Annotated in this window: 15 protein-coding genes; 6 read left to right on the top strand and 9 right to left on the bottom strand. The window is 66.8% G+C overall.

Translation table 11 applies throughout. The annotated features are described in order from the left end of the window. Positions 1 to 29: 29 nt before the first annotated feature. From H3H55_RS20775 to H3H55_RS20785, 3 genes are all read right to left on the bottom strand, one after another. A complete protein-coding gene (locus H3H55_RS20775; RefSeq protein ID WP_193100015.1) occupies positions 30 to 1,118 on the bottom strand; it encodes a hypothetical protein in 1,089 nt (362 codons plus the stop codon). Between the two features lie 126 nt (positions 1,119 to 1,244). Continuing rightward, complete coding sequence (locus H3H55_RS20780; RefSeq protein WP_193100016.1) at positions 1,245 to 1,742, bottom strand: DUF2946 domain-containing protein; 498 nt, start codon at positions 1,740 to 1,742, stop codon at positions 1,245 to 1,247. Continuing rightward, positions 1,687 to 2,010 carry a hypothetical protein gene (locus H3H55_RS20785; protein WP_193100017.1) on the bottom strand — a complete coding sequence of 108 codons (324 nt, stop codon included), beginning with the start codon at positions 2,008 to 2,010 and terminating at the stop codon, positions 1,687 to 1,689. Before H3H55_RS20785 ends, H3H55_RS20780 begins: the two co-directional genes overlap by 56 nt. Positions 2,011 to 2,144: 134 nt before the next feature. Here H3H55_RS20785 and H3H55_RS20790 point away from each other — a divergent pair, with 134 nt between their 5' ends. Continuing rightward, entirely contained in the window at positions 2,145 to 4,367 is a 2,223-nt protein-coding gene (locus H3H55_RS20790; protein WP_193100018.1) for an amylo-alpha-1,6-glucosidase, read from the top strand. Between the two features lie 389 nt (positions 4,368 to 4,756). Further along, a complete protein-coding gene (locus H3H55_RS20795) occupies positions 4,757 to 5,008 on the top strand; it encodes a hypothetical protein (protein WP_048245793.1) in 252 nt (83 codons plus the stop codon). A 500-nt stretch (positions 5,009 to 5,508) separates the two neighbouring features. On the opposite strand, the gene penR is transcribed toward H3H55_RS20795, so the two are convergent. Next, entirely contained in the window at positions 5,509 to 6,399 is an 891-nt protein-coding gene (gene penR / locus H3H55_RS20800; RefSeq protein WP_193100019.1) for a beta-lactamase transcriptional regulator PenR, read from the bottom strand. Between the two features lie 139 nt (positions 6,400 to 6,538). Here penR and blaPEN-bcc point away from each other — a divergent pair, with 139 nt between their 5' ends. Continuing rightward, on the top strand, positions 6,539 to 7,432 hold the full coding sequence (gene blaPEN-bcc / locus H3H55_RS20805) for a PEN family class A beta-lactamase, Bcc-type (protein ID WP_193100020.1): 894 nt from the start codon (positions 6,539 to 6,541) through the stop codon (positions 7,430 to 7,432). A 468-nt stretch (positions 7,433 to 7,900) separates the two neighbouring features. On the opposite strand, the gene H3H55_RS20810 is transcribed toward blaPEN-bcc, so the two are convergent. From H3H55_RS20810 to H3H55_RS20820, 3 genes are all read right to left on the bottom strand, one after another. Beyond that, positions 7,901 to 8,101, bottom strand: coding sequence for a hypothetical protein (locus tag H3H55_RS20810; RefSeq protein ID WP_129515489.1), 201 nt, complete (start codon positions 8,099 to 8,101; stop codon positions 7,901 to 7,903). A gap of 524 nt (positions 8,102 to 8,625) precedes the next feature. Further along, entirely contained in the window at positions 8,626 to 8,994 is a 369-nt protein-coding gene (locus tag H3H55_RS20815; RefSeq protein ID WP_193100021.1) for an antibiotic biosynthesis monooxygenase family protein, read from the bottom strand. Positions 8,995 to 9,028: 34 nt separating this feature from the next. Beyond that, positions 9,029 to 9,475 carry a MarR family winged helix-turn-helix transcriptional regulator gene (locus H3H55_RS20820; protein WP_193100022.1) on the bottom strand — a complete coding sequence of 149 codons (447 nt, stop codon included), beginning with the start codon at positions 9,473 to 9,475 and terminating at the stop codon, positions 9,029 to 9,031. Between the two features lie 303 nt (positions 9,476 to 9,778). Between H3H55_RS20820 and H3H55_RS20825 the strand changes: the two genes are divergently transcribed. After that, positions 9,779 to 10,168 (top strand): hypothetical protein, encoded by a 390-nt coding sequence (locus tag H3H55_RS20825; RefSeq protein ID WP_193100023.1) that lies wholly within the window; start codon positions 9,779 to 9,781, stop codon positions 10,166 to 10,168. A gap of 166 nt (positions 10,169 to 10,334) precedes the next feature. On the opposite strand, the gene H3H55_RS20830 is transcribed toward H3H55_RS20825, so the two are convergent. Both H3H55_RS20830 and H3H55_RS20835 read right to left on the bottom strand, forming a co-directional pair. After that, positions 10,335 to 11,711 carry an ATP-binding protein gene (locus H3H55_RS20830; protein ID WP_193100024.1) on the bottom strand — a complete coding sequence of 459 codons (1,377 nt, stop codon included), beginning with the start codon at positions 11,709 to 11,711 and terminating at the stop codon, positions 10,335 to 10,337. Further along, positions 11,708 to 12,370: a response regulator gene (locus tag H3H55_RS20835; protein WP_193100025.1), complete on the bottom strand. Its 663-nt coding sequence runs from the start codon at positions 12,368 to 12,370 to the stop codon at positions 11,708 to 11,710. The genes H3H55_RS20830 and H3H55_RS20835 overlap by 4 nt, the downstream gene beginning before the upstream one ends. A 515-nt stretch (positions 12,371 to 12,885) precedes the next feature. On the opposite strand from H3H55_RS20835, the gene H3H55_RS20840 reads away from it, so the two are divergent. Together H3H55_RS20840 and H3H55_RS20845 are read left to right on the top strand one after the other, a co-directional pair. Continuing rightward, positions 12,886 to 13,239 (top strand): YgiW/YdeI family stress tolerance OB fold protein, encoded by a 354-nt coding sequence (locus tag H3H55_RS20840; protein ID WP_129515475.1) that lies wholly within the window; start codon positions 12,886 to 12,888, stop codon positions 13,237 to 13,239. 55 nt (positions 13,240 to 13,294) lie between these two features. After that, positions 13,295 to 14,155, top strand: a complete 861-nt coding sequence (locus H3H55_RS20845) for a MurR/RpiR family transcriptional regulator (RefSeq protein WP_048250749.1) — start codon at positions 13,295 to 13,297, stop codon at positions 14,153 to 14,155. The last annotated feature ends 10 nt before the right edge of the window (positions 14,156 to 14,165 follow it).

Below are 14,165 nucleotides of genomic sequence, written 5' to 3' on the forward strand. Positions count from 1 at the left end.
GCGGCGGGGCAGGCCCGCCGCCCCGGCCATCAGAACGCGATCGACCAGTTGGCGTATAACGCAGCGCGCTGCTCGAGCTGATAGCCGTTGAGGTTCTGCGCGACGGGCGTCAGGTACTCGACGCCGATCCGGTGCCCCTTGAGCGGCCCGGAGCGGAATACGGCGTTCAGGCCCGCACCGACCTTCAGCACGCGACCGCCATAGTTGCCGGGCAGATCGTCCGGGCTGGCGACGTGTACGGGGCCGTCGTAGGCGCCGCGGATCGCACCCTGCGCGGTGTAGTTCAGGCGCGCGGACGCGCTCAGCCACGGCGTCAGCCGGAAGGCGCCCCAGGCGTTCGCCTCGAACCGGTTGCCGACACGGTAGCCCGAACGGTTTGCGTGCTGCATCGGTAACTGCGCGAGCGCCTGCGCGCCCCAGCTCCAGCGCTGCATCTGGCCGGTATACGTGATGCTCGGGATCGCATCCCAGGTACCGGTCCCCATCTGCATCCCGTAGTGGGCGAACGTGCCGTCCCCGTTGCGGCGCGAGACGGAGCCGGTCGGCATGCTGATGCCGAGGCCGGCATGCAGGTGATGACGGCCGTCGTCGTACAGCCGGAACAGGCCCGCGGCGACCGTGTCGCCGAGCCCGGACGCCCCGTGCGACATCTCGCCACCGCCCGTCCCGTGTCCGCCGCCGTGCCTGCCGTGTCCACCGTGTCCGCCGGACAGTCCCTGCATCGTCATCGGCATGTCCATGTACATCGGCATCACCATCAGGTTGAACGCGTCGCTGGGCGCGTACATCAGGTGCAGCATGTGCATGTTCATCTGCATGCCGGTCGGCTTCATCGTGTAGCCGGCCATCGCGAGCGCATGATCGTCGACGCTTCGACCGTTGTGTTTCACGGCGCCGCCGGTGTTCTGATGCGAGTACGTGTAGCCGATCATCCAGCCGCCTTTCTTGTGCATGTGGTCGTACATGACGCCGGCGGGCGCGTGGCTGTCCGGTGTGAGGCCGGCGACGGGCGACTCGTGCGCGATGGCGGGCGTCGCGGAGAAGCCGACGGAGAGGGCGACGGCCGTTGCCGCCGAAAGAGCATGGCGCGTGAACGCCGGAAAGCGATGGGTAAACAATTTGGATTCCTATGAATGATTCGTGCATGCAAAAACTGCGCGCGGCGTGCCCCGTGCGCGGCGGCGAGAAGCCGCCGTGCAGCTGGATAGCGCGAGACTGGAACGAACGCCCGCGCGGCCGTGAATTCAACCGGCCCGCGGCGGGCCGCGCGAGAACGCGTGCGGCCACGGCGGCACATGACGAAGCATCCGCGCGCGTGCGGCCGGGGGCCGTTCGGCGAACGCGAGGAGGGGCGCCGCTTGCGGTGGCAAGGGCGGAAGGCCGAAGCTTCCGGCGTGAACATGGCAAAACGGGCATGTATCGTCGCCGTGCTCGTGATGCGCGCCGGTATCGTGCGCGGGCGTGCCGGCATGATCCGCGTGCGCGCCATGACCCTCGTCGGCGAGACGCGCGAGTTGCAGCACGGCCCGTGTCGTTTCCGCGTCGTCGCGCCAGGCTGCCTGCACCGACGTGATCGCCGGCGCGAGCGCATTCAGCAGTACGGCGAAGATGGCGACCCACGCGGCACGACGCATCGGGCGGGCGACGGACGACAGCGACGAGGGCACGGTCACGGCAGGGCGACGGTCAGTCGCCGGCGCGGGGATCGCGGCCGAGGCCGTGGTCGATATCGGCACGCGCATTGCGCTCGGCGTCGTGCATCGCGCTCAGCTTCGAATCGAAGCCGAACATCGACGCGACGATGAAGCGGCGCACACGTGGCGGAGCGGGATGGCGCGTACGGAGTTCGTAGACGCCGTCCCAGCGCTGATTGGCGCGTTGAACGGCGAATACGCCGTACTCGCGGTCTTTGTAGTGAACGAATTGCATGGGGTGGGTAGAAGTCTTGTGATGACGAACGGCCGCGTCGGCTCGGCGTCGCTGAACAGGGCGCCATTCTTCGCGACGCACGGCGGGCCGGCCATCAATGTCAACAGAATCTCAATGACGCGCTGGAGCGGCGCTGCACGCGTCATCGGTTCTGGCCTATCCTGTGCGAAACACGCGACGCGCGCCGCGCGTTGCGCCTCGACACAGGAGCATCGATGCCGAATCACGCCGAAGCCACGACGACGCAGGCGCCGCAGGTCGCGCCCGCTGCCCCGACCTCAGCGTCGGGCCCCGCATTCATCGCGCCCGAAACCGATCCGCAGGCACTCGCGCGCAACAACCAGTACGTACTGAAATCCGGCGATGCGTTCGTGGTCAGCGACGCGCTCGGCGACATCGGCGGTCACGACGACGGCCTGTTCGTCGACGACATGCGCGTGCTGTCGAAATGGCGCCTGACGTTCGGCGGCCGCGCGCCGTCGCTGCTGTCGGGCGCGACGAGCGCCGACAACGCGTCGTTTACCGCCCACCTGACGAACCGCCCGCTGCCGCCGCTCGGCGGCCACGAAACGCCCGAGGGCGTGATCCATATCGAACGGATGCGCGTGCTCGCGGGCGACGTGCTTTACGAAGCGCTGACGTTGACGAACTACGGCGCGAGCGAAGCCGAGGTGCCGCTGTCGCTGTCGTTCGCGGCCGATTTCAAGGACATGTTCGAGGTGCGCGGCACGCAGCGCCCGAAGCGCGGCACCGTGGTGGCGCCGCGCGTCGACGCAGGCGCGGTGCGGCTGCGTTACGACGGCCTCGACAGCGTCGAGCGCAACGTGACCGTGTATTTCTCGCCGGCGCCCGATGCGCTGTCGGTCGATCGTGCCGATTACACGCTGACGATCGCCGCGCAGGCGTGCGTGTCGATCTACCTGACCGTCGATGCGACGCTCGGCCCGGCGCATGCCGAAAGTCCGGGGTGCGGCCGCGTCGCGCTGCGCACCGCGCTCGTCGGCGTGCACCGCGAGATGCGCGCGCGGCGCGAGTCGATGGCGCGCGTGAACACCGGCAATCCGCTGTTCGACGCGTGGCTCGACCGTTCGCTCGCGGATCTCGGGCTGCTCACCACGCAACTCGACACGGGGCCGTACCCGTATGCGGGCATTCCGTGGTTCTCGACGCCGTTCGGCCGCGACGCGGTGATCACGTCGCTGCAGATGCTGTGGCTGCAACCGTCGCTGGCGCGCGGCGTGCTGCGGTTCCTGGCCGAGCACCAGGCGCGCGAGACCTCCGCGTTCCGCGATGCGGAGCCCGGCAAGATCATGCACGAGTTCCGCCGCAGCGAGATGGCCGCGACGGGCGAGGTGCCGTTCGCGCTGTACTACGGCGGCGTCGACACGACACCGCTCTTCATCGTGCTCGCGGGCGCGTATGTCGAACGCACTGGCGACGACGCGCTGATCGACGAGCTGTGGCCCGCGCTCGAGCGTGCCGCGCAATGGGTGATCGACAAGTGCGACCGCAATCCTTACGGACTGCTCGATTACCAGCGTACGTCGGAGCGCGGCCTCGCGAACCAGGGCTGGAAGGACAGCCACGATTCGGTGTTCCATGCGGACGGCCGCTTCCCGGACGGGCCGATCGCGCTCGTCGAAGTGCAGGCCTATGCGTGCGCGGCGCTCGATGCGATGTCGATGTGCTCGCACCGGCGCGGTCACGCGGCCGACGCGACGCGCTACGCGTTGCGCGCCAAGACGTTGCGTGACCAGGTCGACGCGCTGTTCTGGATGCCGGAAGGCGATTTCTACGGGATCGCGCTCGACGGCCATGGCGACCTGTGCCGCGTGTTCGCGTCGAACGCGGGCCACCTGCTCGCGTTCGGGCTGCCCGACGCCGAGCGCGGCGCGGCGGTCGCCGGCGTGCTCGGCTCGGCGCTGTTCCAGACCGGCTGGGGCATCCGCACACTCGCGGCCGGCCAGCCGCGCTTCAACCCGATGGCGTATCACAACGGCTCGGTGTGGCCGCACGACAATGCGCTCATCGCGCGCGGGCTCGCGCGCTACGGCGACAAGACGGCCGCGGTGAACCTGCTGCGTGCACTGTTCGAGGCGGCGGTGAGCTTCGAGATGCGGCTGCCGGAACTGTTCTGCGGGTTCCCGCGCCGGCGCGGCGAACCGCCGACCGCGTATCCGGTCGCCTGCCTGCCGCAGGCGTGGGCGGCCGGCGCGCCGTTCATGATGCTGCAGGCGTGCCTCGGCGTGAGCATCGACGCGACGCGCCACGAGGTGCGTGTCGAACGCCCGGCGCTGCCGGAAGGCGTCGACTGGCTGCGGATCGACGCACTGCGCGTCGGCGACGAAACCGTGTCGCTGACGTTCCGCCGCGTCGATGGCCAGGTCGTCGCGTCGGCGGAGCAGCCGGGCCGCGTGAAGGTGGTCGCGGTGCTTTAGGGCCTGTTCCCGCTAATAACGGGCTTGCGCTGGCCCCCAGAAGGGCCGAGCGCAAGGACTGCGACGAAGCGAATACTCGACGTATTCGCGAGGAGCATGACGCGGCGATCGGCCCTTCTGGGGGCCAGCCCCACGAATGATTTTTTCCAAACGGGGGAACGTGCCTTGCCGGCCGCATTGCGGCGTCGCGCGTCGCGTCGCTTGTTTGGCGCGGCCAAACGGCGCTCCTTGCTTCTTGCACTGCGACCGGCAAGGCACGTTCGCAAGCCCGTTATTAGCGGGAACAGGCCCTGGTGCGGCACTGCGCGGACATTGCGCGATGTCGCGCCATGTTCGCGCGCAGCGGCATAGAATCGTGACATGACCCTTGAACGATGCGGAGGTAGACGATGACGACCGACAACCGGCCCGACGACGGCGAGCAGAAGCTCGAGAATCTGGAAGCGGCGGTCGACCACCTGCACAAGTCGATCGAATCGCAGAGCATCGCGGTCGGCGCGGCGAAGGGCATCCTGTTCAGCCTGATCGAAACGCTCGGCGCACTGATCGGCGATCCCGACCTGCCCGAGCATGCGCGCTCGGGTTACGAGGCGCTGCGCGACAAGGCGAGCGAATTGCGCGGCGGGCTTGAACGGCATTGATGCACGGATGGCACCGGCGCTTGCCGCATGGGCCGCGCCGGCGCTGCCCGATTCCGCAGACAAAGCACAAAACCCCGTGCGCTCAATGAGTTAGGTGGCCGATGCGCAGGATATCCACAAGCTTGCCAACACAATCTGTGGAGAACCTGCGCGCGCCGGGCCGGGCGTGCCGCACGCACCGTGCAAAAGCCCTTGCGCTGCCACGTCGGTGACCGGTCAAGGTCCCCGTATCGAATCCCCTTTTGTATCAATGTGTTACGCGCCGGATCTGAGGGATATCCACAGGCTTGCCAACAAAATCTGTGGACAACTTGCAATCGATTGCGTCGCGACAGTTGAGGATCCGGCATGCGGCGACCGCCGCGCGAAGCCCGTGCAGACGGGCTGCCCGATACGTGCGTCGGCACGTTAATTCGTGCGCGATCAACGAGTTAGGCCCCGGGTACCCAGGATATCCACATCCTTGCCAACACTTTCTGTGGACAACAACGCGGCGCGCGTCACTCGACCGGCGCCGTGTCGGCCGCCTCGGTCACGATCCAGTCACGAAAGAGTGTCATCGCAGGCGTGAGCGGTTTCGACTTCAGCGACGTGAGCCAGTAGCCGCCGGCGCGCACGTCGATGTCGAGCGGCCGCGCGAGCAGGCCGAGTTGCAGTTCGCGCGAGAACATGCAGGCCGGCGCGAGCGCGACGCCCGCGCCCTGCATCGCGGCCTCGACCATCAGCCGCGACGAATCGAACACGGGCCCGTTGACCGTCCACGGTTCGAGCTGCGCGGCGTCGAACCAGCCGAGCCATTCGTCGGTGCGGTACGAGCGCAGCAGCGTTTCATTCGCGAGATCGGCCGGTTGCGCGAGGCGCCGCGCGATCTCGGGCGCGCACAGCGCGGTGAGCGGCGCGTCGAGCAGGCGCTCGTTGCGCGTCGCCGGCCAGTTGCCTTCGCCGAACCGGATCGCGAAGTCGAGACCCTCGGCGGCAAGATCGACGACGTTGTTGTTGGTCCGCAGCCGCAGCTCGACGAACGGATGCGTATCGCCGAACTGCTTCAACCGCGGCATTAGCCAGCCTAGGGCGAAGGTGCCGACAACACCGAGCGTCAGCACCTCGCGGAAACGCCCGCCGTCGAACTGCTTGAGCACCGTCTCGATGCGGCTGAACGCGTCGCTCAGCACCGGCAGCAGCGCGCGCCCCTCGTCGGTGAGCCCGAGGCCGCGCGGCAGCCGCGTGAACAGCGTGCAGCCGAGCCGTTCCTCGAGCGAGCGCACCTGCTGGCTGACCGCGGCCTGGGTCACGCTCAGCTCGAGGCCCGCGCGCGTGAAGTTCAGGTGGCGCGCCGACGATTCGAACGCGCGCAACGCATTGAGTGGAAGATGAGGGCGGAGCTTCATCATAAGATTTTCTTTGGTCAGCGCTCAATTATCGTTGCTTGTCAGGCAACCGTAAAGTCCCGATAGTGCTGTCTCGGCGGCCGCCGTCCTGCTTCAGCGTTTTGCCTTCGTTCCGCATCCATTCCACCACGAGACACATGACATGACCTACTCATCGCAACGCCGAACCCTGTTGCTGGCCGCCGCGACGGCGCCGCTCGTCCTTACCGTCACCGCGTGTGCGTCGCCGCGGGCCGGCGCGTCGGACGTTTCGTCCGCGACGTCGTTCGATGCGCTCGAGCGCGCCGCCGGCGGCCGCCTCGGCGTATGCGCGATCGACACCGCGAGCGGCCGGCGCGCGGTGTATCGCGCGGACGAGCGCTTCCCGTTCTGCAGTACGTTCAAGGCGATGCTGAGTGCGGCGGTGCTCGCGCAGAGCGTCGAGCGTCCGGGATTGCTGCAACAACGCGTGACGTACGGGAAGGCCGACCTCGTCAAGTATTCGCCGGTGTCGGAGAAGCATGTGGACACCGGCATGACGGTGGCCGATCTGTGCGCGGCCGCGATCCAGTACAGCGACAACTCGGCCGCGAACCTGCTGATGAAGCTGCTCGGCGGCCCGTCGGCCGTGACCGCGTACGCGCGCTCGATCGGCGACGACACGTTCCGGCTCGATCGATGGGAGACCGAACTGAATACCGCACTGCCGGGCGACCTGCGCGACACGACGACGCCCGCCGCGATGGCCGCGAGCCTGCGCGTGCTGACGCTCGGCGACGCGCTGCCGGCCGCGCAGCGTGCGCAGCTCGTAACCTGGCTGCGCGGCAACAAGGTCGGCGACAAGCGGATCCGCGCGGGCGTGCCGGCCGGGTGGACGGTCGGCGACAAGACGGGCACCGGCGACTACGGGACGACGAACGACGCGGGCGTCGTGTGGCCGCCGTCGCGTGCGCCGATCGTGCTGACCGTGTACTACACGCAGACGCGTGCCGATGCGCGGGCGAAGGAGGATGTGATCGCGGCGGCCGCACGCATCGCGGTCGCGACGTTCGGTTGAGCCGAGCGGTGCGGCGTGCGCGACGGGATCCGCCAGCACGCCGTGCCGCAGTCGTGACCTGCGCGGCCAAACGTTGTGCGATCAACGACTTAGGTCGCGCATGCTCAGGATATCCACATGCTTGCCAACAAAAATTGTGGACAAGCCGGCGAGCGGCCGCGTTCGGCGCGCCGCGGGCCGCCGTGCCGCGTTTGAAGCGGCGCGGACAAAGTCTTTCGGATCAAGCGCTTGGCTGCGGTATGCGCAAGCTATCCACATGCTTGCCAACACAATCTGTGGACAAGCCGGTCGGCCGGCCCGTCACGCGCCGAGACGGGCCGCGACCGGCGATTTGCCGGCCGCGTGCCGCATTCGAAGCGGCGCGGACAAAGTCTTTCGGATCAAGCGCTTGGTTGCGGTATGCGCAGGCTATCCACATGCTTGCCAACAAAATCTGTGGACAAGCTTGCCGGTTCGCCGGCGCGGCATTCAGCCTTGCCGATCGTCGACGGTGGGCCAGCGCGCGAACGCGAACACCCACAACATCACGAAGTTCAGGATGGGGACGAACATCGTCAGGATCCACCAGCCCGAATGCCCGGTGCGACGGACGATGCGGACATACGGATAGACGACGACGGCGACGAGCACGAGCGAGACGAGCAACTGCCACGCGGTGAAGTGTTCCATGGCTTTCCTCGGGGTGATGTGTCGTGGTGCGGCGCCGGCGGAACGGCCGGCATGGTGTGCCGACGCGCGAAGCCGGCGATGCGCGGCCGCGTGCGGCTCGCGTGATCTTGACGCTTGGCATGTTCGGGCGTCAAGGCGCGGGCGGTGCGTTGCTGTGGCGCCGGATCGTCCGGTTTCGCGCATGTTCGAGTCGCACGTTGCCGCATGGGTGACGCGAAGTCTGAACCATTGGCCGATCAACGAGTTAGCGCACGCTTGCGCAGGATATCCACAAGCTTGCCAACAAAATCTGTGGGTAAGTGGCGCGGCGCATGACCGACACGCTTTTGCTGACCACGACGCGCATCGCCGTGGCGTCGTGATGCGAACTGAGGCGAAGCGGCGCAAACGATGGCCATCGCACGTGCCGCGTCTGCATCACGCGTGCCAAAGTCCATCGGATCAAGGGTTTAGCGCTGCGGTGCGCAGGATATCCACAAGCTTGCCAACATTTTCTGTGGAGAAGTCCGGGTTTGCATTTGAGCTTACGCGGTGCAAATTCCGGCCACGCCGACTTTCTGGAACAGGTGAGGGCTGACGACGGCCGACGACGGATAGGCCGACAGTTTTGCGACGAACTCGGGATGCGTGAACGCCGCGCGAAACGCGTCGGTCGATTCCCAGATCGCATAGTTCAGGTAAGTCGGGCTGTCGCCGAGCGCACGATGCAGCTGCGTCGAGATGAATCCCGGCTGCCGCTTCATGAAATCGGCGTCGTTCTTCCACGTAGCCAGAAAGTCCGCTTCGTCCGCGGGCGCCAGCGTGAACACGTTGACGAGGACGACCGGCTCCGCGGCGATGCCGAGCTGCTGCTGGATCGGAAAGCTCGGATCCATCGGTTTGAACTGGGACATGAGAACTCCTGAGGGGCGTGGGTCAATCGAGCGATCACGCGTGGCCTTCGTGGCCATGCGCGCTGGACATCGCCGACAGGACGCGAAGCGCCGCATCCAGGTCGGCGGAACTGAACTCGCCGGCGATGTCGCGAACGTGCTGTTGCCATTGCTCGACCACCGCCTGATAGGCCGCATCGCCGCGCGGCGTCAGCGCATACAGCGGCGACCGCTTGTGCGCCGGGTTGGGCAGCGACCGGACCAGCCCTTCATCGACCAGCACGTTGATCTGTTTCAGCACGGCTTGCCGTGTGATCCCCATTGCGTCGGCAATCTGCGGGATGTTCGGGGCTTCCGGCGCCATCGAGATGGCGCCCAGCACCTGCCAGCGCGCACTGGTCAAGCCGTGCGGCCCGGCAAAGGTGTTGCCCCATTCGATTAGCAGGCCGTTCAACCGGAATACGGACAACGCGACGGCGGTCAACTTCGCGGATTTCGTCATACTCGATATCGGTGAGGAATTGACAACTACTTTACGTAATGGACAACTGGTTGTCAAATTAAAGATGCGCGCCGTGGATCGAGGCCGGATAGGTAAACTTGTGCCGCGATCCGGCATCGACAGCACCGATGGCATCGGTTGCAGCGGATTGCCGACCGACAACAAGGAACCTGGAGAGCATCAGTGAGAACGATCCGGAAGACGATCGCCGTTCTGTCGCTTGTGTCCGCATGCAGTCCGTTCGCGCGCGCCTGTCAGCCGCCCGACTATCGGACCACGTATTTCGGCGACGCGGAACAACACATGAGCGACGCACTCCGCGACAAGGTAGTCGACGACATCCGTGGCAATCACTACACGATCATCGAACTTCGCATCGGCTTGCTGTTCTATCCGATCGTCAGGAAAGGCGACACGATCTACCTTGGCCATCAGCCGATCGCCACCCGGAACGATTCGTTCTGGTACCTCGGGCACGGCTATTACCAGTTGAACGGCCAGCTCTATTACCTGGGCGAACACGTCGGTGTCTATCCGCTCGGTGGCACCGTCGTCGTTCACGTGGAGGATCGGAGCCGCCCCCGGCCGGATGATTATCCGCAGGGCCTCATGTACTGCAGGGTGGAGCAGCACGCGAGCATTCTCGAAACCTCGACCGGCCTGCGGGTCGAGCGGATCGTCGAAGACAATTGAGTCGAGGTCATCGCGGCGGCGCGCATGCGTGCATTTGCAGCGGCATGGCGCATTTGCCGCGCACGGACGACAAACCCTTTCCGATCAATGGCTTGATGTCGTTAATGGAAGGTTGTCCACAAGCTTGCCAACATAATCTGTGGAAAAGCGGCGTGGCACGCGTGCATCAGACTGGTGCAGGAAAGCGCACCGTGACAGTCAGCCCGCGTCCGCCGCGCGTGGTGCCGAGCGCGACCGTCGCGCGATGCTGTTCGGCGATCCGCTTGACGATCGACAGCCCGAGCCCGCTGCCCGACGACGTGACGGCCTGCGCACCCTCGCCGCGATAGAAGCGCTCCCACACGTCCGTGCGTTCGGCCTCCGGGATCCCGGGGCCGTCGTCGGCGACCTCGAGCACGGGCGTCGTGCCGTCGATGCGGGCGGACACGTCGACGCGCGCGCCATCGCCCGCATAACGGATCGCGTTGTCGACGAGATTGTTCAGGAGCACGCGCAGCGTGTCGGGATTGCCCGCGGTCATCACGGGCGACGCGACGATCGCGCCGAGATCGATCCGGTGCGCATCGGCGACGCGCGCGCGATCCGCGACCACCGACCGGCACAGCGCGGCGAGATCGATGGGTGCAGACGCCGACGCGGCCGCTTGCGCATCGGGTTCGAGGCGCGCGAGCGTCAGCAACTGCTCGGCGAGGTGGCCGAGGCGCGTCGTGCCCGCGTGGATCTGCGCGAGGATGCGCTCGCGCTCGTCGGCGCTTGTCGCGCGCCGCAGCAATTGCGACTGGATCGACAGCCCCATGATCGGCGTGCGCAACTCGTGCGCGGCATCGGCGATGAAGTGCCGCTGCAGCGTGAATGAACGATCGAGCCGCGCGAGCAGGTCGTTGATCGCTTCGGCAAGCGGCCGGACCTCGTTCGGCATCGACGCGACATCGACCGGTTCGAGATTGTTCGCATTCCTGCGCTTGAGGCCGGACGCGATCGTACGCAGCGGCCGCAGCCCCGCGCCAATGCCGAACCACAGGCCGATCGCCAGCACCGGCAGCATCGAGAACACCGGCCACAGCAGATGCACGGCGATGCCCGCGATCGCTTCCCAGCGCGCATGGCGTGCCTGCGCGAGGCGGATCGTCGTGCCGCCGCGCTCGGTCACATAGGTGCGCCACGGCTGGCCGCCGACGTCGATGCTCGCGATGCCTTTTTGCTCGGGCGGCGGCAGCTTCGATTCGCGATCGGTCGAATAGACGAGCGTGCCGTTGCGCCAGACCTGCAGCAGCACCGCATCGGGATCGCTTGCCTCGAAGCCGTGCTTGCCTTTGGCCTCGTTGCTGAACGACAGCTCGCCGTTCGGGCCGACGAAGATCTGCTTCGACATGCTGCGCATCTGGTCGTCGAGCAGGTCGTCGAGTTCGCGCAGCGCGCCCCAGTAGGTGCCCGCGCTCGCGACCAGGCCAATCACGCACGCGGCCGGCAACAGCCACATCAGCAGGCGCCGCCGCAGCGACGCGCTGCGCCAGCGCGCGATCGCGCGTTGCACGCCGGTCATGCGCCGTCACCGATCCGGTAGCCGACGCCGCGCACCGTGCGGATCATGTCGTGGCCGAGTTTCTTGCGCAGGTTGTGGATGTGGACCTGCACCGCGTTGCTCTCGATTTCCTCGCCCCAGCTGTACAGCCGCTCCTCGAACTGCTCGCGCGAAATCACCGCGCCCGGTTCGCGCATCAGTTCGTGCAGCAGCACGAACTCCTTCGGCGACAGCGGCACTTCGTCGTCGCCGAGCCACACGAGGTGCTTGACGGGATCGAGCCGCAGCGGGCCGATCGAAAGTGTGGTCTGCGCGCGCCCCGCATGGCGGCGGTTGACCGCGCGGATCCGCGCGAGCAGTTCGTCGAGTTCGAACGGCTTGACGAGATAGTCGTCCGCGCCGCTGTCGAGGCCCGCGATGCGATCCGGCACGCCGTCGCGCGCGGTGATGATGATCGCGGGCAGGGTTTCGTCGCGGCGGCGCAGCGCGGCGAGCACCGACAGGCCGTCGCGGTTCGGCAGCCCGAGATCGAGCAGCAGCAGGCCGTAGCCGGTCGAGCGCAGCGCGAGCGACGCGGCGTCGCCATCCTTCACCCAATCGACCGCGAAGCCTTCCTGTTTGAGGCCCTGTTCGAGCCCGCTGCCGATCAGCGGATCGTCCTCGACGAGCAGTACGCGCATGGATTCCTGTCTCTTCAGCAGGGCGCCGTGGCACCCGGGGTTTTAGGGTCTGTTTACATAGGGAACGTGCATGCGAATGCCCGAAATCGCTCGTAGGGCAAGGAGCGAGAAGCGCCGTTTGGCCGAGCCAAACAAGCGACGAGCGACGCCGCCATACGGGCGATTTCGGGCATTCCCGTGGCATGAATTTTTAATTTGGGGTTGCCACGAGAACGGCCGCTCGCCGCGTTGCGCTCCTTGCGAATAGTCCAGTATTCGCAGCGTCGCGCGCCTCGCGAGCGGCCGTTCTCGTGGCAACGCATGCACGTTCCCTATGTAAACAGACCCTAATGATAAGCGGGCGTGCCTTAGCGGGAGCTTAAACAAGGACGCCTCGGTGCGTTGGCGCACCGTATCGACACGGCCGCATGCCGCGTCGGACGTTCTTCAGGTTTGCTTAATCTTACGCTCCGTAATCTCGGGCCGTCGCGTTCAACGGGAGCGCGGCACACGATCAAAACCGGAGGAACAACACCATGAAACACCTGACGAGAATCCTGGCCGTGGCGCTCGCCGTGCTGCCTGCCGCCGTCTACGCGGAATATACCGGGCCGTCCACGCTGACCACGACGACCGTGAAGGAACTGCTCGCGAACGGCAAGGACGACCAGCACGTGCAATTGCAGGGGCGCATCGTCAAGCATGCCGGCGGCGAGGACTACGAGTTCGCCGACGCGACCGGCACGATCCGCGTCGAGATCGACGACAAGCTGTGGGCGGCCGGGCAGCCCGTCAACGACAAGAACGAGGTGAAGCTGACCGGCGAATTCGAGCGCAAGTGGTCGGGCAAGGTGAAGGTGGACGCCGATCACGTCGAAGTGCTGCACTGACCGATGCGCGCGGGGCCGGTGATAACATGGACGACCGGTTCCCGCTCCCACCAAGATGGCCGACAATTTCGACGAACTCGCGTCCCGGATCCGGGCGCAATTTTCCGAGCTGAGCCCGCAATTCCAGGCGGGCGCCGCTTTCCTGCTCGATCATCCCGACGAAGTCGCCACGTCGTCGATGCGCAAGGTCGCGCAGCGCGCGCAGGTGCAGCCCGCGTCGCTCGTGCGGCTCGCGCAGCAATTCGGCTTCCCCGGCTGGAACGAGCTGCGCGACCTGTGCGTCGCGCGCGTGCGCACGCGCCCCGAGCCGCTCACGCAGCGCGCTCGCTCGCTCGTGCGGCCCGATGCGAAGGCATCGCTCGCGCACGACCTGCTCGCCGCGCAGCAGCACAACCTGTCGGCCACCGCCGCGCAGAACGAGCACGCACTCGCGGACGCGGCCAAGCTGATCCGCAAGGCGTCGCACGTGCATGTCGCGGGGTTTCGCTCGTGTTATCCGGTCGCGTTCGGTTTCGTGTACGGCTACCGGCTGTTTCGTCCGACCGTGTCGCTGCTCAACGGCGTCGCCGGCTCGCTCGAAATGGAGCTGCGGACGATCGCGAAACAGAGCGTGACCGTGGTCATCAGCTTCGCGCCGTATTCGGCGGAAGCGACGCGCGTCGCGCAGGCCGCTAAGGCGCAAGGCAGCCGGATCGTCGCGATCACCGACAGCGCGGTGTCGCCGATCGCGCTGCATGCGGACGCGCAACTGATCTTCACGCACGACAGCCCGTCGTTCTTTCCTTCGCTGGTGGCCGCGCATGCGATGACCGAGGCGCTGGTCGCGCAGTTGCTGGCGCTCGAAGGCAGCGATGCGGTCGCGGCGCTCGAGCGCACGGAAGCGGAGCTGCACGCGAAGGGCGCTTACGTCGTTTGACGCGGTACCC

The sequence above is a fragment of the Burkholderia sp. Z1 genome, from assembly GCF_014893795.1.
Taxonomy (GTDB): domain Bacteria; phylum Pseudomonadota; class Gammaproteobacteria; order Burkholderiales; family Burkholderiaceae; genus Burkholderia; species Burkholderia theae.